23 protein-coding genes, 1 tRNA gene and 1 pseudogene are annotated in these 18,753 nt (G+C 59.5%); 18 read left to right on the top strand and 7 right to left on the bottom strand.

Going from position 1 to position 18,753, the window contains the following annotated elements; all coding sequences use genetic code 11:
* The first annotated feature begins 42 nt into the window (after window positions 1-42).
* The 3 genes and pseudogenes from larA to folP all read left to right on the top strand — a co-directional run bounded on the left by larA (window position 43) and on the right by folP (window position 3,220).
* Window positions 43-1,290, top strand: a complete 1,248-nt coding sequence (gene larA, locus AUQ37_RS04400) for a nickel-dependent lactate racemase (protein ID WP_058747571.1) — start codon at window positions 43-45, stop codon at window positions 1,288-1,290.
* Between the two features lie 4 nt (window positions 1,291-1,294).
* A complete protein-coding gene (locus AUQ37_RS04395) occupies window positions 1,295-2,425 on the top strand; it encodes a (Fe-S)-binding protein (RefSeq protein ID WP_058747570.1) in 1,131 nt (376 codons plus the stop codon).
* A pseudogene (gene folP, locus AUQ37_RS13550) lies at window positions 2,415-3,220 on the top strand (dihydropteroate synthase). The gene AUQ37_RS04395 and the pseudogene folP overlap by 11 nt, the downstream one beginning before the upstream one ends.
* Here the strand turns inward: folP and AUQ37_RS04380 are convergent.
* From AUQ37_RS04380 to AUQ37_RS04370, 3 genes are read right to left on the bottom strand one after another with little or no spacing between them, the layout of a single operon-like run.
* The gene (locus AUQ37_RS04380) at window positions 3,211-3,783 is read right to left on the bottom strand and encodes a hypothetical protein (protein WP_058747567.1); all 573 of its coding nucleotides are present in this window, start codon (window positions 3,781-3,783) and stop codon (window positions 3,211-3,213) included. The pseudogene folP and the gene AUQ37_RS04380 sit on opposite strands and share 10 nt — an antisense overlap.
* On the bottom strand, window positions 3,780-4,649 hold the full coding sequence (locus tag AUQ37_RS04375) for a hypothetical protein (RefSeq protein WP_058747566.1): 870 nt from the start codon (window positions 4,647-4,649) through the stop codon (window positions 3,780-3,782). The genes AUQ37_RS04380 and AUQ37_RS04375 overlap by 4 nt, the downstream gene beginning before the upstream one ends.
* Window positions 4,650-4,704: 55 nt before the next feature.
* Window positions 4,705-4,902: a DUF2116 family Zn-ribbon domain-containing protein gene (locus AUQ37_RS04370; protein ID WP_058747565.1), complete on the bottom strand. Its 198-nt coding sequence runs from the start codon at window positions 4,900-4,902 to the stop codon at window positions 4,705-4,707.
* A gap of 100 nt (window positions 4,903-5,002) precedes the next feature.
* On the opposite strand from AUQ37_RS04370, the gene AUQ37_RS04365 reads away from it, so the two are divergent.
* Window positions 5,003-5,242, top strand: coding sequence for a hypothetical protein (locus tag AUQ37_RS04365; RefSeq protein WP_157844279.1), 240 nt, complete (start codon window positions 5,003-5,005; stop codon window positions 5,240-5,242).
* Window positions 5,218-5,580 (top strand): hypothetical protein, encoded by a 363-nt coding sequence (locus tag AUQ37_RS04360; protein WP_157844278.1) that lies wholly within the window; start codon window positions 5,218-5,220, stop codon window positions 5,578-5,580. Before AUQ37_RS04365 ends, AUQ37_RS04360 begins: the two co-directional genes overlap by 25 nt.
* A gap of 1 nt (window position 5,581) precedes the next feature.
* Here the strand turns inward: AUQ37_RS04360 and AUQ37_RS12265 are convergent, their stop codons facing one another.
* The 3 genes from AUQ37_RS12265 to AUQ37_RS04350 are packed head-to-tail and all read right to left on the bottom strand — an operon-like array spanning window position 5,582 to window position 7,274.
* Complete coding sequence (locus tag AUQ37_RS12265) at window positions 5,582-5,854, bottom strand: hypothetical protein (protein WP_235584921.1); 273 nt, start codon at window positions 5,852-5,854, stop codon at window positions 5,582-5,584.
* A gap of 47 nt (window positions 5,855-5,901) precedes the next feature.
* Window positions 5,902-6,123, bottom strand: coding sequence for a hypothetical protein (locus AUQ37_RS12260; RefSeq protein WP_235584920.1), 222 nt, complete (start codon window positions 6,121-6,123; stop codon window positions 5,902-5,904).
* Complete coding sequence (locus tag AUQ37_RS04350; protein ID WP_058747562.1) at window positions 6,120-7,274, bottom strand: TIM barrel protein; 1,155 nt, start codon at window positions 7,272-7,274, stop codon at window positions 6,120-6,122. The genes AUQ37_RS12260 and AUQ37_RS04350 overlap by 4 nt, the downstream gene beginning before the upstream one ends.
* A gap of 173 nt (window positions 7,275-7,447) precedes the next feature.
* Between AUQ37_RS04350 and AUQ37_RS04345 the strand changes: the two genes are divergently transcribed.
* The 7 genes from AUQ37_RS04345 (at window position 7,448) to AUQ37_RS04315 (ending at window position 11,714) form a co-directional block, all read left to right on the top strand.
* Window positions 7,448-7,816, top strand: coding sequence for a 50S ribosomal protein L18e (locus AUQ37_RS04345; RefSeq protein WP_058747561.1), 369 nt, complete (start codon window positions 7,448-7,450; stop codon window positions 7,814-7,816).
* A gap of 4 nt (window positions 7,817-7,820) precedes the next feature.
* Window positions 7,821-8,249 carry a 50S ribosomal protein L13 gene (locus AUQ37_RS04340; protein WP_058747560.1) on the top strand — a complete coding sequence of 143 codons (429 nt, stop codon included), beginning with the start codon at window positions 7,821-7,823 and terminating at the stop codon, window positions 8,247-8,249.
* 4 nt (window positions 8,250-8,253) lie between these two features.
* Entirely contained in the window at window positions 8,254-8,652 is a 399-nt protein-coding gene (locus AUQ37_RS04335; RefSeq protein WP_058747559.1) for a 30S ribosomal protein S9, read from the top strand.
* Between the two features lie 9 nt (window positions 8,653-8,661).
* On the top strand, window positions 8,662-8,853 hold the full coding sequence (locus AUQ37_RS04330) for a DNA-directed RNA polymerase subunit N (protein WP_058747558.1): 192 nt from the start codon (window positions 8,662-8,664) through the stop codon (window positions 8,851-8,853).
* A gap of 55 nt (window positions 8,854-8,908) precedes the next feature.
* Window positions 8,909-8,984, top strand: a tRNA-Pro gene (locus AUQ37_RS04325).
* Window positions 8,985-9,258: 274 nt separating this feature from the next.
* The gene (locus AUQ37_RS04320; protein ID WP_058747557.1) at window positions 9,259-11,277 is read left to right on the top strand and encodes a UvrD-helicase domain-containing protein; all 2,019 of its coding nucleotides are present in this window, start codon (window positions 9,259-9,261) and stop codon (window positions 11,275-11,277) included.
* Window positions 11,160-11,714, top strand: a complete 555-nt coding sequence (locus AUQ37_RS04315; protein ID WP_235584922.1) for a 3'-5' exonuclease — start codon at window positions 11,160-11,162, stop codon at window positions 11,712-11,714. The genes AUQ37_RS04320 and AUQ37_RS04315 overlap by 118 nt, the downstream gene beginning before the upstream one ends.
* A gap of 120 nt (window positions 11,715-11,834) precedes the next feature.
* Here the strand turns inward: AUQ37_RS04315 and AUQ37_RS04310 are convergent, their stop codons facing one another.
* Window positions 11,835-13,535: an MDR family MFS transporter gene (locus AUQ37_RS04310; RefSeq protein WP_058747556.1), complete on the bottom strand. Its 1,701-nt coding sequence runs from the start codon at window positions 13,533-13,535 to the stop codon at window positions 11,835-11,837.
* Between the two features lie 303 nt (window positions 13,536-13,838).
* On the opposite strand from AUQ37_RS04310, the gene AUQ37_RS04305 reads away from it, so the two are divergent.
* From AUQ37_RS04305 to AUQ37_RS04280, 6 genes are all read left to right on the top strand, one after another.
* Window positions 13,839-14,780 (top strand): ABC transporter ATP-binding protein, encoded by a 942-nt coding sequence (locus AUQ37_RS04305; protein ID WP_058747555.1) that lies wholly within the window; start codon window positions 13,839-13,841, stop codon window positions 14,778-14,780.
* Window positions 14,781-14,784: 4 nt separating this feature from the next.
* Window positions 14,785-15,600 carry an ABC transporter permease gene (locus AUQ37_RS04300; RefSeq protein ID WP_082662399.1) on the top strand — a complete coding sequence of 272 codons (816 nt, stop codon included), beginning with the start codon at window positions 14,785-14,787 and terminating at the stop codon, window positions 15,598-15,600.
* Window positions 15,601-15,695: 95 nt separating this feature from the next.
* Complete coding sequence (locus tag AUQ37_RS04295) at window positions 15,696-16,319, top strand: Fic family protein (protein ID WP_058747553.1); 624 nt, start codon at window positions 15,696-15,698, stop codon at window positions 16,317-16,319.
* Window positions 16,320-16,426: 107 nt separating this feature from the next.
* The gene (locus AUQ37_RS04290) at window positions 16,427-17,428 is read left to right on the top strand and encodes a phosphate uptake regulator PhoU (RefSeq protein ID WP_058747552.1); all 1,002 of its coding nucleotides are present in this window, start codon (window positions 16,427-16,429) and stop codon (window positions 17,426-17,428) included.
* Window positions 17,429-17,482: 54 nt separating this feature from the next.
* Window positions 17,483-18,013 (top strand): MarR family winged helix-turn-helix transcriptional regulator, encoded by a 531-nt coding sequence (locus tag AUQ37_RS04285; RefSeq protein WP_058747551.1) that lies wholly within the window; start codon window positions 17,483-17,485, stop codon window positions 18,011-18,013.
* Window positions 18,010-18,600, top strand: a complete 591-nt coding sequence (locus AUQ37_RS04280; protein ID WP_058747550.1) for a hypothetical protein — start codon at window positions 18,010-18,012, stop codon at window positions 18,598-18,600. Before AUQ37_RS04285 ends, AUQ37_RS04280 begins: the two co-directional genes overlap by 4 nt.
* Window positions 18,601-18,753: the final 153 nt, after the last annotated feature.

Below are 18,753 nucleotides of genomic sequence, written 5' to 3'. Positions count from 1 at the left end.
CACATATAATATAAGGGAGTCCGTGATTAGCACGCGATTGCAATGGTCAAGGTGGAGATCAGGTACGGCAGGGACGGGACCCAGTCCGCCGAAGTGCCCGAGAAGAACTACATAGGCACCTATTATCCGAGGACGTCGTCTGCGGCGATGCCGACGAGGTCATCAACGCTTCGCTGGACAACCCGATGGTCCGAGCCCATAGGGAAATTCCTGGAAGGCGGGAAGGACATCGTGTTCATCGTGAACGACGGCACCCGCCCGACCCCTACCGCCAAGGTCCTCGACGCGCTCTCCAAGAGGATGGACCTCCGTGCCGCTAGGTACCTCATCGCCACCGGCACCCACCGCGCGCCCACCGAGGAGGAGTACCGCAACATCTTCGGCGCTCATCTCGAGGAGCTCAGGGACAGGATCGTCGTCCACGATGCCAAGACCTCGGAGTGCGTGAACCTCGGGACCTCCAAGAACGGGACCCCCATGGAGGTCAACAAGATCGCCGTCGACGCCGACAGGCTGGTCATCATCACCTCCGTCGAGCCCCACTACTTCGCCGGCTGGACCGGGGGCAGGAAGTCCTTCCTCCCGGGCGTCGCGTCGTACCGCACCGTCGAGGCCAACCACAGGATGGCTGTCGGCATGGACGCCCAGGCTCTGAAGCTCGAGGGCAACCCTGTCCACGAGGACATGATGGACGCCCTCGAGGTCGTCCGCGGAAAGAAGATATTCTCGATCCAGGTGGTCATGGACCGCCACCACAGCATCTACAAGGCCGCTTCCGGCGACCTCAACGCCGCCTTCGCCCAGGCCGTGAAGTGGGGAGAGGAGGTGTTCATCGTCCCGGTGCCAGAGAAGGCCGACATCGTCGTGACCGCCGCGCCCTACCCGATGGACGTGGACCTTTACCAGTCCCAGAAGGCCCTCGACAACGGGAAATGGGCGCTGAAGAAGGGAGGCATAATGATCCTCGTCTCGAAGTGCCGCGAGGGCATCGGCAGCGATGCCTTCCTGAAGCAGCTCTCCACCTCGTCCGATCCGAAGGAGGTCATAGCCAACATCATGAAGGGCTACAAGCTGGGATACCACAAGGCGGCCAAGATGGCCGAGATCGCGACCTGGGCCAGTATGTGGGCGGTCACCGACCTCGACCCGGAGCTGCTGAGGAAGGCCAACATAACCCCCAAGAAGAGCGTGGAGGAGGCCGTGAGGGACGCGCTCGCCCTGAAGCCCGAGGGCAGGCTCATAGTCCTCGCCGAGGGCAGCGTCACCATACCCAGGCCCATGAAGGAGTGAAAGCATGTCAGGAAGCGTATTCACAACCGAGAAGATCGATATGGTGAGGGATGCCCTCAACACCTGCACCATGTGCGGGTTCTGCAAGAGCGTCTGCCCATCGTTCAAGGCCATCAACTGGGACACCGACCTGTCCCGCGGCCGCATAGTCATGACCTACGGCATCTCCGTGGGGCAGCTGAAGCCCGACGAGTCCGTGGTCAGGAGCATGTACACCTGCACCACCTGCGCGGACTGCGTCAGGAGATGCCCCTCCAAGGTGAAGATCGTCGACATCATCGAGCTCTGCAGGGCTGATCTGGTCAGCAACGGCTTCGCGCTCCCCAAGCACAAGCAGATGTGCCAGAACATCATCGACCACAACAACCCGTTCGGCGAGGAGAAGTCGGTGGCCGAGGTCATGAAGGGATGGGGCTACGAGCCCCACAGGGCGCCCATCGCGTACTTCGCCGGGTGCACCGCGACCTACCGCGCCGTGAAGACGGCGAAGGCTTCCCTGTCCATACTGAAGAAGCTCGGCGCGGATTTCACCACCCTCCCCGAGGTCTGCTGCGGGTCCGTCATGTCCCGCGTCGGATGGCCTGAGGAGGAGAGGCTGAAGCTCTACAGGAAGAACGTCGAGGCGATCGAGGCCCTCGGGGTCAAGACCCTGGTCCTCTCCTGCGCCGGATGCTACAGGATGTTCAAGGTCGAGTACCCCAAGTACCTGGGCGAGCTCCCCTTCGAGGTCAAGCACATAACCGAGTTCCTGGCCGGCAGGAAGCTCGACCTGACCCCGCTCGGGGACGCGACCGTGACCTACCACGACCCGTGCCACCTCGGCCGCCACTGCGGCGTCTACGAGCCTCCCCGCGAGGTCATCGCGCAGTTCCCCGGCGTGAAGTTCAAGGAGATGAAGTACAACCGCTCCACCAGCCACTGCTGCGGCGGAGGCGGAGGGGTGCGCGCCGCGTTCCCCGAGGAGGCCGCGCAGATCTCCAACACGCGTCTCGACGAGGCCTCGTTCGCCGACATCCTGGTGACCACCTGCCCGTTCTGCGTCACCAACCTGTCCGCCCAGGTGGGCGACAGGAAGCTCAAGGTCGTCGACCTGGCCGAACTGGTGGACGAGCACCTGCAGCGACATGGACAATAAAGCGTTCTTCAGAGGGGGGCGCCCGCGCCCCCTGGTCATGGGCATACTGAACGTCACTCCCGACTCGTTCTCCGACGGGGGGAAGTGGAACGGCCCCGAGGCCGCCGTCCGCCATGCCTTCGAGATGGTCGATGCCGGGGCCGATATGATCGATATCGGCGCGGAGTCCACCCGCCCCGGCGCCGTCCCGGTCCCCGAGGCCGAGGAGCTGTCCAGGCTGATGCCCGTCCTGGAGAGGCTGATGCCCTCCCTGGACGTGCCGGTGTCGGTGGACACCTATAAGGCCGCGGTCGCCCGCGCCGCCGTCGGCGCGGGGTATCGATGATCAACGACGTCTCCGGCCTGGCCGACCCGGACATGGCGCGCACGGCCGCGGAATGCGCCGTACCGCTGGTGGTCATGGCCTCCCATGGGGTCCCGGCGACCTTCAAGACCGATCAGATATCTGAGGGCGCCGTCCCTTATGCCCTCGATTTCATCAGGGAGAGGATCGCCCGGGCGGAGGAGGCCGGCGTGAACGACGCTGACATAATAACCGATCCCGGGGCCGGATTCGGATTCGATGCAGGCCAGAGCATGGAGCTCATACGCCGGTCCTCCGATTTCTCGTTCGGAGGGAGGTACCCGGTGCTCGTGGGGCCCTCGAGGAAGAGGTTCGTCTCCGTCCTGTACCCGTCCATGGACAGGGACGAGGCCACGGCGGAGATATGCGCGGCGGCGGCCGGGGCCGGAGCGGACATCGTCCGCGTCCACAACGTCGCCTGCACGGTCCGCCGGCTATCGCATCAGGACTGATAGCCGGCCCTCTTCCTTTCGACGGCGGCCTCGTGCTCCTTGCGGGCCCCGATGTACTCGCCCACGGGGATTATGGCGCAGGCGGCGAAGATGATGGCGCCGAACTTGGCGATTCCCCTGACGCCGACCTCGATGCTCTCCAGGCCGGTGCCCTCGGCGACCGAGGGTATGGTCAGGCTGTCGGCGGCCGATCCGAAGATGACTATCAGCCATACGGCGATGGCGATGCACCTGAGCACCCCTGCCGCGAGCTTCCCTTTGCTGCCGGAGCCGAAATACGTGCAGATGTTGGCGAGGACCAGAACGGGGATGTATCCGATCAGGGAGTTGAACACCAGCCCGCCGGGGCTGAGCATGTCCTTCATGCCCCCGCTGAGGCTGAACGCATTGTCGATCGTTCCGGATTCGAAGTATGATGCGATCATCAGGAGGAGCACGATGACGATCGCGGTCTCGATAACCGAGAACAGGATCCTGCGGACGATCCTGGATACGCTGTTCAGGTAGGGGGCGTCTTTCTTCTTCTGCTTCTCGATCTCTTTCTTCTCATCGTCCGAGCTCATGCTGCTGCCCCGTAGAATGCTTCGATCATGTCCGCGAACGCTTCGGCCTGCGCCTGGGTCATATCGTACGATCCCGTTCCGGACCCGGAATAGGACACAGTGACGGTGTCACCGGAGGAAAGGCTGCCGATCAGGCTGCGTATGCTTTCATATGCTGTCTCTCCGTCCCCGGATGCGGTGAAGGTGACGGTCTTCCCGTCAGAAGACACGTTCAGATTGAATGATGCATTGCATCCCGCGATCGCGATGGCGCAGTTCCCGGAACTGTCGCAGACGCTCTTCGCGATGTCCGACACGGACTTGGTGAAGCTTCCGCTCGGGACCGTCACCGTCATCGTCGCGCTGTCCCCGCTGCTCTCCATCGAGACCCCGCCCCCGAAGCCCATGTCGACCCTCAGGTTGAGTCCCAGATCGATGAACTTCTCGTTCATGAAATTGAGGTAGGAGAAGCTCAGTTTGGCCAGTACTGGTGTCTTGATCTCCCCGCTGTCCGAGTTCGAGCCCAGGCTGGCCAGGATGACGTAGGCGGGAACCGACATCTCCGCCTGCTCGGTGCGCGTGATGGAATCGGCCTTTACCGTTCCCACGTCGATGGTCCCCAGATAATAGCTCCCGCCGTCCGCGGCCAGGGAGAGCTCTATGGACACGTCCTCGATATCGGAGGGCATATGGGAGTCTATCAGGAAACTTTGGGCTTTTATGCTGACGTTCATCCCGTCGCCGCTGATTTCGGTCGAGGTCTCTCCGTCCGTGCTGATCTCTATCGGAGGATATTCTGACGGGACGGCCTCGGAGAATATGCCGTACCCGCAGGCGATGATGACCGCTGCGGCGATGATCTCGGCTATGAGCTTAGGGCCGTTCATGACCGAATATCGCGGACATGACTTAATACCATGTGCCCGAAATGTCGCGATTGAATCAGAAAATGTACCCCAGGATGAGGATGGCGGCGGCGCCTCCGACGGCCAGCACGGCGGCCAGGGCATTGTTCCTCTTCTCTTTCGCGATCCTCTTCTGGTCCTTGCTGTAGCAGTCCATGCAGCAGTAGGCCATATCGAAAGGGACGGCGCGTCCGCAGTACCTGCAGTGGTCGTGCGGAGGGAGATCGGCGGGCATGTTCCCTTGGATGCAGTACTTTGATTTATATGCCGGGGCCGTTCCTTCATAAGACGGTATGGGAGACTGCCCGGCAGGTCCGGGAGGAGATAGGATAGAGATGGTATGCTTGACGTTGGTCAACGCCGCGGACGGTTCCGAGATGGTGCTGTCCGCTTCGGGCGACAGCATGGAGAGATGCATCAGGAACTATTGGGCCGGCGAGGATTGCCTGGTCAGGGACGGCGTGAGGATAGTGCCTCCGGGAAGCGGTTCCGTTCTGCGCGACGGGTCCGTCCTCTCCATGGTGCCCAACCCGACCGTGCGAGGGGGACCATGGCACGCATGGACATCCTCGTGAACGAGAGCGCCATGGCGGCGCTCGCCGACATCGGTGACGGCGCGTTCGACAGCGGGGAGGATGTGCAGGGGGTCCTCAGAGGCACCCTCGGGGACCCTGCAACGATACGCTCGGCCGAGGTCTCCGCAGACCTGGCGGCGCCGGGCGCCGTGGGGTGGTTCCTCGCCTTCGGGAGCGGCAACCTGCCGTCCGCGGAGGACGAGGCGCGCCTCTCCGCCGGGTTCCGGGGGAGGCATTTCGCCGCCCTGATCGACCCGTCGGCATCGTCGATAACGTTCCTCATCATCGAGGGCGGGAAGGCGAGGTCTGCGAGGGCGGCCGTCCTGGAAGGCGTCTGACTCAGACCCAGATGGCATGGTTGGAGCGCATGGCGCCCTCGTCGGTATCCATGCGCTTCATGAGGTCCGGCACCAGGCAGTCGAAGAAGACCAGCGCCGAATCCTCGAAGAGAGTTCCCAGCGGGGCGATGCTCCCGCTGCGGGCATCCTTCTCGGGCTCGATGAAAATGCAGCAGTCTGCCAGCCTGGCGAGCTTGCAGTCGCGGTTGGCGGTGACCGCTATGACCTCGGACCCCAGGCGCTTGGCTATCTCGGCCGTCCTGGTCACCGACATGGTGTGGCCGGTGTTCGATATCAGGATGACGATGTCGCCCTTCCCGATTATAGGGTGGTCATGTCGCCCACGAAGTAAACGCGGAGACCCAGCTGTACCAGGCGGACGGCGAACATTTGCCCCACGAGGCCGGACCTCCCCGCTCCGAATATGAAGATCCTCTTGGCCTCCAATATGGAGACGGTGAGCCTCTCGGTGTCCTCGGAGGGTATGCGCGACAGGGTCTCCCTGATCTTGGTCTCGAGGTAGTCGATGCTGTCCAACTTCACTCACTGTCTGCCTCATCGTTGGGATCGGCGGGAGCGAGCTCCCCGTCAGCGATGGCCTCGGCCTGCAGCTCCCTGCGCTTCTCCTTGAGCTGTTTGGCGGCCTTCTTGGAGAGCACCCTCTCGGTGAGGGTCCTCATGTAGACTGCATCGTGCTCGAGGAGGGGCGAATCGGAGATCATGGTGATCTCCGGCATGTGCTCGGCGAGAGCCTCGGCGACCTTCTCGAACTTTATCTCCCCTTTCTTTATGGGGGTGTACCATTTCTCGTTCCCTTCTCCGTCGGACTCCACATTGGAGAAGTCGGCGTAGATGTTCCCGAAGTCCTTGTAGAAAGGCTCGAACTGCTCTATCAGATTGTAGTAGTCCTCGGCCTCGGAGAGCGAGTCCTTGGTCCTCGCCTGGTAGTGGGCGAAGTTGAGCACCGGGTAGACGAACCCTTTCAGGTCGCGGGTCCCGCAGATGTCGAGGAGCTCCTCGAGCGAGCCCCAGACGTTGCTGTTCCCGGTGATCTCGATGCCGATCCTCGGGGTGAGACCCTCCGATTTCCACCATCTCTTAAGGTCCTTGAGGTTGGAGACGATCCTGCTCTTGGCGTGCTTGGGGTTGTCCTCGCCGTAGGGGCCGAGGTTGGTGACCACGAGGGTGCCTCCCAGGGCGTTGAGCACCGCGCCGCAGTTCTGGAGGATTGTGAAGCTCCTCATGGCGGGGGTCTCCTCGGGCATCTCGTCCGGATCGGCCGGCTCCTCGTTCCCGAACAGGTCCCCGTCGAGGGCCATGTAATAGGGCGTGTGGACCGAGAGGGATACATCGTGCCTCTTGGCCATCCTGCCGAGGGAGTAGAGGTCGTTGTAGCACGGGGCGAGGCAGTAATTCATGAACAGCAGGTTGTCCTCCTCGTCGATGGGGATCTCGGGGTCGTAGGAGACGCCTTCCTCGCCTTTGTCGACGGCGATGACGAAGCCCGAGTCGGAATCGAGCTCCTTCAGGGTCTTCCCTATCTCCTCGTCCTCGGGGGCGCGTAAATCGGTGTTGGGCCTGACCATCTGGATCTCCATGGCCGTGAGCGCCAGGCTGTGGATGTCCTCGATTCCGTCTTTCAGAGTGCGTCCTTTGCACGACAGCGGGATTCCTGCGGGTCCGTATCTTATCATGGCCAATCACCCTACAAACAAGGCGCCGATGGGCTATGATTATATCTAATTCACGGTTCAGGCCATGTCCAAGATTCTCTTTCATTTATAAAGAAAATAAACCTGGGGGGCGCATATCTTTAAATGGAAGACCGTCATAGGAGCCCTCTACCCAATGTCGGGAGAGTCAGAAAATGAGCAACACTTGTTCAAAGACCAACCCCCAGCTGGTTGCCCTGATCTCTGATCTGAAGGCTGCCACGAGGGAAGATCCGAAGGCTGCTATCTGGCGAGACATAGCGCTCCGGCTCGAAGCACCCAGCAGGGTGTGGGCCGAGGCGAACCTCAGCAAGATAGAGAAGTATGCGCAGGACGGAGAGACCGTCATCGTTCCGGGGAAGGTCCTCGGTGCGGGCGAGATGACCAAGAAGGTCACCGTCGCAGCCTACAGCTTCAGTGCGAAGGCGGAGGCGGCCATCGTCGCCGCCGGCGGGAAAGCGATCACCATCAGGGAACTGCTCGCGCAGAACCCTAAGGGCTCGAAAGTTAGGATCCTGGGGTGAACGAATGGTTACTGTTATCGACGGAAAGGGCCTCATCTACGGAAGGCTCGCAAGCTACGTCGCCGACCAGATCCTCGCCGGAGAGGAGGTCGTCGTCCTCAACGCAGAGCAGATCATCATCACGGGCGACCCTGCTGAGATCTTCAAGGATTTCAAGCACAAGGTCGAGATCGGAGAGGCCGCTTCCAGGAGGAAAGGTCCCTTCTATCCCCGCCGCGCAGACCTTCTGTTCAAGAGGTGCGTCAGGGGCATGATCCCCTGGATGACCACCACCGGAAGGGAAGCGTTCAGGCGCCTCCACGTGTTCGTCGGAACTCCCAAGCAGTTCAACGACGCGGAGGTCCAGGTCCCCGAGACCGCGAAGAAAGCGATCAACTGCAAGTATGTGACCCTGGGTCAGATCTCCGAGCACCTCGGATCTAATGTTAGGTGATTAAATGGACGCAGTCAACACCAGTGGAAAGAGGAAGTCCGCGATCGCCAGGGCAGTCGTGAAGGAGGGCACCGGAAAGGTCGTCATCAACAAGATCCCCCTCGCGATCTACTCCCCTGAGCTTGCAAGGCTCAAGATCGAGGAGCCCCTGCAGCTAGTGCCCGAGAAGGCATCCAAGGTCGACATCTCCGTGTCCGTCCAGGGCGGAGGGGTCATGGGACAGGCGGCGGCCGTCAGGACCGCCATCGCCCGCGGCCTCGTCGACTATTACAAGGATGACGAGCTCGAGGCAGTCCTCAAGGCATACGACAGGTCCCTGCTCATCAACGATGACAGGCGCAAACTGCCCAAGAAGCCTATGGGACGCGGCGCTCGTGCCAAGAAGCAGAAGTCGTACCGTTGAGATGGTTGCATGATAATACCGGTGAGATGTTTCACATGCGGAAAGGTCGTGGGCTCTGCCTACCCCGAGTACGTCAAACGCGTGAAGATGGGCGAGGACCCCCAGAAGGTCCTCGACGACATGGGGTTCGACCGTTACTGCTGCCGCAGGATGATCATATCCCATGCGGACCTCATCGGCGAAATATCCCAGCTCGGATGAGGCATCTGCTTCTACCATAAACTACTTAAACCAAACCACTTAATACCCATCTGCTGGGCCCTTGGGGTAGCTTGGTATCCTTCATGCTTGGGGTGCATGTGACCCCGGTTCAAATCCGAGGGGGCCCACCATCGTCATTTATTCCCTCATTTATTCCCTCATGGGGTTGTCCGTTCGACATCAAGGCAGTTTGGCAATAACACACGAAATGCCGCATTTATCCGTCCGCGTGATGAAGGGTTCCTCAGTATCGGTCACTCGCCAACTGCCAAACGCGGATTTCATCGATCTGTCTGTGCGTTCCTGCAGGCCATCGTTCCTTGTACGTATATGTTCCTAACATAAGACCCAGACTGCAGGATTCACTATTTACCTGAAGACGGGGATTCTGCGGCCGGATTGAGCATGAAGAACAGGAACCGCGATCTGGCCGATCAGGCGATATCCGCAGCCGATGAAATGGCGGAGATGCTGGGAAGCGCCGATATCATCGATCCCGTCGATATCGCGTCGGCGGCCGACAGGTACAGTCAGCTAGATGCCGATCTGCGCCGCAGGACCGGCGGGCTGCTCTTCAGGATAGGTCTTGCCGGCAGGGAGCTGAAGGGGCCGTCGGACAGATTCCTCAGCCTCTACGAGGGATTCCAGCAGCGTCTGAAACAGCATGACGACGAGCTCGCCCGCGAGAAGGCCGCGGACATAGGGCGCCTCATCAACCCTATAGAAGAATACGACCTCGATGAGCAGCAGCTCACGGCCATCGCTTATGACGTACGGTCAAGGCTGGTGATCGCCGGTGCCGGAACAGGCAAGACCACCGATATAGTCGGTTTCGTGAAGTACCTCCTGAAGGCCGGGAAGGCCTCGCCCGATGAGATCCTCGCCCTGTCATTCACCAACAGTTCCGTCAGCGACCTGAAGAAGCGCATCATCGCTGAGACCGGCACCCGTGTGGAAGTGAGCACCTTCCACCGTCTCGGAATCAAGATCATAGCATGTTCAGAGAACAAAGTGCCGAGGGTATCCAATATCAAGATCGGCGAATTCATCTCGGAAGAGATCAGGAAGAGGAAAAGTGACCCTAAATTCGTCCGCAGCCTGAGCGAATTCCTGGCGTATGACTTCGATGTGCGCGATGAAGATCAGTTCGGAGACTGTTCCGAGTTGGAAGAGTACCTGCAGAAGAATCCGCTGATAACCCTGAACGGCGAAAGGGTGAAGAGCTTCGGCGAGGCGGACATCGCCAATTATCTTGCGATCAACGGGGTCCCGTACACATACGAGGACCCGTACTGCGTTGACACGGCCGATTCGAAGTACGGCCAGTACCACCCAGATTTCCACCTGAACGGCACCAGGATCTACATAGAGTATTTCGGGATCGACCGCAGCGGCGGAGTGGCCAAGTTCATGGTCGACGAGAACCCCGATGCGCGGGAGGATTATATCAGGGGCATAGAATGGAAAAAGCAGATCCACCGTGAGAACGGGACTACGCTGATCGAACTGTATGCGTACGAGCGTTCGGAAGGCAGCCTGCTGGACAAACTGGGCTCGGAGCTCGGGAGTCTTGGGATCCAATCTTCCCCGGAACCTCCTGAGGCCGTGTTCGACAGGACGTTCGGGTCTGACAGCAGGGCATTGAGGGCTGTATCATCATTGTTCACAACCGCTATCCTCCTGATCAAGGGATTCGGTGAACCCTGGGACATCGTGTTCTCCGAGAGCGTGCTCCCCAAGGTCCGGAACATCAAGGACAGGCAGTCGCTCAAAAGGATCGAGGCCGTGCTCAGGCCTCTGTACGATGCATATCAGGCGGCGCTGGATGAGAACGGGGAGATAGACTTCGAGGATATGCTCAACAAGGCCGCCGACTGCATCCGCAGCGGGAAGTACACGCATCCGTACAGGTATGTCATCGTGGATGAGTACCAAGATCTGTCAAGGTCGAGGTACAATCTCCTGAAAGCTATGCGCGATTCCCGGGATTTCAGCCTGTTCTGCGTAGGCGATGATTGGCAGAGCATCTACCGCTTCAACGGATGCGATGTCTCGTACATCCTCAACTTCGAGAAGTACTGGGGCCCGTCTGCGGTCTGCAGGATCGAGAGGACATACCGTTTCTCAGGCGAGATCCTGGAGAAGAGCAGTCAGTTCATCAGCAGGAACAAGTGCCAGTATCCGAAGGATCTGATCGGCATGTCGAAGACTGCCGGCAAGGTCTATTTCATACTCGGCGCCGACAGCCGGCAGATCCGCGGGGAGATCGGGAGAAGGCTGTCATACCTGCGCCCGGCAAGAAGGTGCTGTTCCTCGGCAGGTACAATCATGATATCTCCATCCTCAGCGGCGACGGGTTCGATTGGAAGCCCGATATCTCCGACGGTTCCGATGCCGTCACGTATTCCCTCCGTCCGGACCTGAAGATGAAGTTCATGACCATCCATTCGTCCAAGGGCCTGCAGGCGGATGTGGTGTTCTCGCTGAACAACAGCTCCGGAAGATACGGGTTCCCAAGCATGCGGCAGGAGCCTGCCCTCATAGGCATGCTGCTGGAAGGCGATGATACCCAGATGGATGAGGAACGCAGGCTGTTCTATGTGGCCATGACGCGTGCGAGGGAGACCGTGTACATCGTCTCCGTGAAGGATCATCAATCTGTGTTCTTCACGGAAATGTTCCCCCGCAGGGGTCCCGGCGGATATGCGGTCAGGATGTTCTGCCCGATATGCGGAGCACCCCTGGTCCTCAGGACCAACAGTTACGGAGGCAGGTTCTACGGCTGCTCCAATTTCGGGCCCAAGGGGTGCAAGTATACCCGCGAATGCGGTTCTGTGAATTACGAAGACAGGGCCGCATGATCTGCATGCTGTTGAAAATCGGTCGGGCCCGATGCACCAGTCAGTTTCCGTCGGATAGCCGTCGGAATGATCGCATCGGGCTGGGGTAAAAGGTTTGGGAAGGAGCGAGCGGAAGCCCGTTCACTCCTTCTTCCTGGAGAAGTGATGCTTCTTCCCGGAATCCGTCTCGGAAGATTCTCCCGCGACGATGGAGCCATCCTCGGTCTGCCTGAAGTGCTTGGGCATTATGCCGTGCTTCGAGTAGGCGTCGACATCGGACTGGATATGGGCGGTGATCTCCTCGTCCATGTCGCTTCCCTTGTAGACATCGGCCTCGAAGATGACCGCTATGATCAGGAGGAACGCTACGATGACCGCTCCGCAGAGGAAGGCATAATCGACGGAATTGGCGAACGCTTCGAGGATGCCATTTGCGGCATTAATTATGGGCAGGTTCTCCACAGTCGGACTGGAAATCGCATTGAAGAGGTCCTGAAGGCAGCCGGTATCGTGGGAGATCATTCCGTAGACCGTATTGCTGACATGGTCTCTGAGCTCCTCGTCGATCTTGTTGCCGATGATCATGGCGAACACGGCGGTACCGACAGTGGTCCCTATTCCCCTGAACAGGTTGGTCGCGGAGGTGGTCATGCCGATCTCGGAAGGCTTGGACGCATTCTGCACGGCGACCATGATGACGGACATCATGCATCCGAGCCCGACTCCGAAGACGAAGAGGCACTCGGCATAATACGTCAGTTCAGACCCGATGGTGAGCTGGTTGAACATCAGCAGACCGCCTACGGTTATCAGGATACCCAGGATGATCCAGAACCTGTAGCCTGTCTTGTTGACCAGGTTACCGCTGATGATCGAGGTGATCATCATGCCGATGACGAGCACGATGGAGTACTCTCCGGCCTCGAGGGTGCTGAGGCCGAGGATGTAGATCGCGAACATGGACGAGTACATCATCGCGCCCATCATCGCAAGTCCGAAGACCAGCATGAACACAGATGCCTCGACGACCGTTTTGTTGTGGATGAGGTGGGGTGCGAGTATGGGCTCGACGGCCTTCCTCTCGACTGCCACGAACAAAGCGATGAGCACGAGGAGCACGGCGATCATCGCAGCCGATTCGACGGAGACCCAGTCGAAGTCGTCCCCGACGAAGTTGAAGAAGAGGACGGTGTCGGCGAGGGCGAGGGACAGGAGGACTATACCCTTGGTGTCGATCACAGGCTTGGACGTCTGGTCCGGAGTCGGGAACTTCTTGATGGTAAGTATGTAGGCGACTATGGCCATGGGGATGTTGATGTAGAAGACCCAGCGCCAGCTGATGTACTCGGTGATGTATCCTCCCAGGACGGGGCCGATACCGCTTCCGATCCCGAAGATGGCGCCGAGCATACCCTGCATCTTGGCCCTCTGGGCCGGCGGGTAGAGATCGGCGACGGCCGCAGTGGCGACAGGGATGAGGATACCTCCTCCGACACCCTGAACTGCGCGGCACACCAGGAGCATCATCATGTTCTGGGACATTCCGGCGACGAAGGAACCGACGACGAAAAGGGTCAGTCCGATGAGGAAGAGGGGCTTCCTCCCGTACAGGTCGGACAGTTTCCCGGCGATCGGGATGAAGATGGTCTCGAACAGCATATACGCCGTGGCGAGCCAGGAGTACAGCTCAAGACCGTCCAGCGATCTTGCGATCTCAGGCCCGCAGGTTCCGACGATGGTGCCGTCGAAACATGCGATGAGCATGGCCAGGCAGAGTCCGACCATGATCATGTTGCGGACTTTGGGGTCGATGTTCTTGTAAGTGATTTGTTCAACTGCCATACGGGCGATGCGATATTGAACCTCTATTTAAATGGCTTGCAACTTGATTTTAATTGACTATATCAACTTATAATATGTACAATTTAAAACCAGATATATTCTATAATTAATCTAATCATTTTATACATAATATTATGTTGTGGTACTTCGACAAATGATTAATCAATTAAGAGAAGCCGTAATTGTCAAATCAATTTGCAATACAAAAATGAGCGGGACTCCTTGTACGTATTTATACAAGTCTTAGGTTTTGTCCTACGAGAGGCACTCAAATGAAAACAGAAAAAGAGAAGGGATGCAGCTATGAGCGATTGCCCCATAGTCCTTGAGAACCTCCGCAAGACCTACGGGAGCTTCGTCGCCGTCGACGGCCTCTCCATGAATGTGGAACGCAACAGCTTCACGGGCCTCCTGGGCCCCAACGGGGCCGGCAAGAGCACCACGCTGAAGATGCTGACGAACCTCATAACTCCCACCAGCGGACACGCGTACATTAACGGCCATGATGTGCAGGAAGAGCCCAAAACCGCCCTCGAGGGCGTCGGGACGGTCGTCGAGACCCCCGAGTTCTATCTGTACATGACTCCGCGCGAGACCTACAGATACATCGGCGAGATCTTCGGGATGTCCGAGGAGAGCATCGCCAGCCAGACCGATGACATCCTGGCCAAGGTCAAGATGTCCGAATGGGCGGACAAGAAGCTCGGAACTTTCTCCAAAGGCATGAGGCAGAGGATATCCCTGGGCCTGGCACTTATGAACGACCCGTCCGTGATCATCCTCGACGAACCTACCTCCGGGCTCGACCCGAGGGGGATGGCCGAGATGAGGGACATCCTCAAGAACATCAGGAACGGGAAGAACAACCTGACCGTCCTGATGTCCTCGCACATGATGCACGAGGTCACCGACCTGTGCGACAGGATCGCCCTCGTCAACCACGGGAGGCTCGTGGCGTCCAACACGCTCGACGCCTTCGTGAACGGGGCATCCGAGAGGACGATCCTCATCAGGACGGTCTCCGAACCGAGCGACGCCATGGTCGAGAAGGTCGCCGCGCTTCCCAACGTCGATTCCGCGGTCCGCTACGGGGACGAGATATCGGTCAAGTTCGGCGCAGGGAAGACCGAGCAGGCGGACTTCCTGGAGGCTGTCGCCGGCCTCGGCATCGGAGCGTACAGCCTGAGCGAGAGCGACAACGGGCTCGAGGAGAGGTACCTGGAGCTCGTCAAGGAGTCGAGGTGATAGGATGGAAACCAACAGTTCTGCAAGCTCTCCGGGCCGGATGCCCGGGAGGAAATCGCCCAGCTGGGGAAAGGACGATATGAGGCAGTCCTTCGTCGTCATGAAGAACGAGTTCAGGAAGTTCTTCTACGGGAAGAAGATGCTGCTGTTCCTGGGACTGACCGTTGCGGTGCTTGCGCTCATCATCGTCATGATCGCGGCGCTGGACCCATTCTCTGATGAGGATGATAAGAAGCGCCTCACCGAGGCCATGTTCATAAGCTTCTACGCGTTCATCATCCTGATCGCCGTGACGCTCTTCGGTGCCACTTCGATCGTCTCCGAGTACGAGGAGCGCACCGCCCTCATCCTCTTCACCAAGCCCATCAGGAAATCCTCGATCTACATGGGGAAGCTCCTGGCCTCGATCGTGCTGACGTTCGTGTTCACCTGCGTGTACTATGCGGTGTCCGCCGTCTCCTGCGCTGTGTTCGGCGGCATCGGGACGGAGATGCTGGTGTCCTTCGGTCTGTCGGCATGCTATATATTCGGGGCCAACGGCGTAGCGTTGCTCATTAGCTCGGTGATGAAGAAGAGCAGCACGTCCTCCATCGTCGTCTTCATGCTGTTCCTCGTCCTCTTCACGGTCATATCGTCCGTCATCGAGACCGGCGCTGGCAGCGGGACGGCCTTCTGGATGATCGACCAGGCCTCGAACGGTATCGTCAACTGCCTCTCCGACAGCTACGATGACGGCCTCCGTGACGCCGCCGTGATGCTCATCTGGGGAGCCGCAGCCTCGGCCGCTGGATACTGGCTCTTCAAGAGAAGGGATTTCTGAAACTTCTTCGGGGAGGGCGCTCCCCTCCCCCCGCAGGCCCCTGTTCTGCGCCAACCATTATATGCCGACGGGGGCTAGGGAACATCCGAGAGAATATGGCGAAGATGGATTACACCTACGTGAATGCCGAGAAATACTGTGCTCCCGGGGCCGCTGTTCCCGCCAACAAGCTGGGCGCCGGGGATGCCGGATCCCTCAGGGCCGCCGTCGCGGAGGAGCTCGCCGCAAGGCAGGCGGAGCTCGCGGAGATCGGAGGCCTGGGCGGCAGCTACAAGCTCGACCACCTCTGCGCCTTCCACAAGTTCCTCTTCGGGAACGTCTTCGATTGGGCCGGCGAGGTCAGGGACGTCGACATGTCCGACCCCCGCTTCGTGAAGGCCGCCGATCTGGTGAAGGAGGCCGAGCTCGTCTTCCTCAGGATGGAGAACGAGGACTACTTCAAAGGGCTCGAGATCCCCGACATGGCCGACCGCATGGCATATTACACCAGGGAGATCGACAGGCTCCACCCGTTCGTCTACGGCACCAAAGAGACCCTTTTCGTGTTCTTCAAGCAGGTGCTCGGGCGCATGCGGTACAATGTGGCCTACGAGAACGTCCCCGCGGATGCCTGGGACGAGGCCCGCGACGCCGGGCTCAGCGGCGACCTCTCGAAGTACATGGGGATCTACGAGATCATCATCACCAAGATCCCCCGCGAGAAGAAGAAAAAGGATTGATCGGGAGGGCCCGTTTCGGGCCTCCCCCGGCATCGGCCCTTCTGCTCCGGCCGGATATATAGCGGTCCCTCGAAAGCATGATTAATATATTGCACGATTGAGCATCTATGGATGTCAGAAGGGTGCAGGTCACCGGCGGATCATCGTTCATGATCACCCTTCCCAAGGCCTGGGCGGACTCCGTCGGCCTGAAGAAGAACGATCCGGTGTCCGTCGTGCCTCAGCCGAACGGCGGCCTTCTGCTGACCGTCGGCGGGGCCCAGGCCCAGAACCAGAACTATCTGTCGGATATAGACGCGGATTCCGTGCAGGACGCCGACGCCCTGTACAGGATGCTCATAGGGGCGTACATCGCCGGCCACAGCGAGATTGTCGTGAAGTCGGGGAGCGCCCTCAGGGGAGGGATGCTCGAGGCCGTCTCGAGGTTCACCCAGACCTCCATCGGCATGGAGATCACCGAGGAGGACGTCAGCTGCATCGTGATGAAGGACCTCATGGACCCCACCGAGGTCCTGCCGCAGAAGAACGTCAACCGCGAGTACCTCCTGGTGAAGAGGATGGTCTGCGACGTCTTCCAGGCGGCCGCCGACAACGACGGTTCCAGGCTGGAGGGGATGGCAGACCGCGACACGGAGGTCGACAGGATCCACTGGCTCGTCCAGAGGCAGTCCAGCATCCATCAGCTCGACATCGGCCTCAGCTCCCGCATGGGCATAGACCTCAGGACGGTCACCGGCTCCGTCGGCGTCAGCAAGTCCCTCGAGAGGATGGGGGACCACGCGGTGCTCCTAGCCGGGCATCTGGGGCGGCTCATATCGTCCGGGGATTCCGGGAGCACCTGCAGGGCGATGGAGAATCTATTTGGCACTATCCCTGATCTCATCGACGCGTCCGTATCCTCATGGTCCGGATCGGACGGCATCACAGCGGAGAAATGCATCCGCCGTTCCAAGGAGATCGCACGCGACATCCCCGGGATGTTCTCGGAAGCGGTATCCGACCCGAGGTCCTCCGGCGCCGCCGGGATGATCTCCGGAAGCCTCCGCAGGCTCGCCGAATACTGCGCGGACATAGCGGAATCGGCCATCAACGTCGCGATGGAGAGATGAGCGGCCGCCCGTTGATTGATTAATCTTTTAACCCATCCCACGGTTGGGTGCGGCATGATGGTCGACAATCCGGAATCGGAGATTTCCTCCCGCATGATGATGGAGATGCCGTTCCTGTTCAGGATCCTCGGGGTCACGTTCATGGACAGGCTGACCGAGTTCATCAAACCCTTCGGCATCAAGCGCAGGGAGGCCCGCTACATCGCCGTGCTCTCCTTCATGCCGCTGACCCAGAAGGAGATGTGCGAGATACTGAAGATCGACAAGGCCAACACCGCCAGGGCCGTCGACACTCTCCGCAAGGACGGTTTCGTTGAGAACGGGGAGCACGGAGCAGGACGCACATACCAGGTCTGCCTGACCGACAAGGGGAAGGCCGTCTCCCGGGAGCTCCACTCTTTCATCCTGAGCGTATGGAAGGAAGCATGCGGGGGGATAGACGATGCGGAAGCGGAACGTTTCATGGAATTCCTCGAGCGCGTTTGCCGCAACCTCTGCGGGGAGAAGCTCGACGCAGACCTCGCTCTGATGAGAGATGCCATCAGCCAGCAGGACATCAAGAAATTATCAGAAGTGACCCTTTGAGCAGACTGTCATCCTTCGTCTCCCGCATCGACAGAGAATTGGTCCTCCAGGAGGCCATGTACGGCTTCGTGATGGCCCTCACCTTCATCACGGCCGAGCAGCTGGGACTCGTCGATTACAACACCCGTTCCAAGCTCATCCTCGCGATCCTGGGCATGGATTTCGTCTGGGGCGCCATAGATATGTACATCTTCTACAGGATGGACATAATGGGCATGATCAGCCAGATGGGCTTCCTCAGGAGGCTCTACCTGGCCAAGGACAAGGAGTCCATGAGGCCGGAGATCATGGACCAGCTCGACGGGACCATCTTCAACTATGTCGATGACGGCACCAGGAAGAACGCCGCCGATCTCCTGATGCAGAGCACGTTCGAGACCCAGGAAGCAGCCAGGGCGGACAGGAAGCGCTATCTCTTCAACGCGGTGACATGCTTCGTGGTGACGCTCGGGACGGTCATCCCGGCCGCTCTGTGCCTGACCTTCATATCCGATGATACATCGGCATACTTCTGGACGTCGTTCAGTTCCAGCATAGCCCTGTTCTTCGTCGCTACTGGATGTCGCCGTATGAATCCAACCTCATGAGGTCGGCCACCGGGATCGTGACCGCTGTCGTATGCCTTCTGTTGACAGTGTTCGCGGCGTATCTCGGCGGGTGAAGGCGCGGCCGAAAAGACTCCTTTCTCGGACCCCTTCAGGGGCCCGCATCGGCCCATGATTTAAATCATTCTTTACGAA

Source organism: Candidatus Methanomethylophilus sp. 1R26 (assembly GCF_001481295.1).
In the GTDB taxonomy this organism is placed as follows: Archaea; Thermoplasmatota; Thermoplasmata; order Methanomassiliicoccales; family Methanomethylophilaceae; genus Methanomethylophilus.
This window is presented reverse-complemented; position numbering and strand designations above follow the sequence as displayed.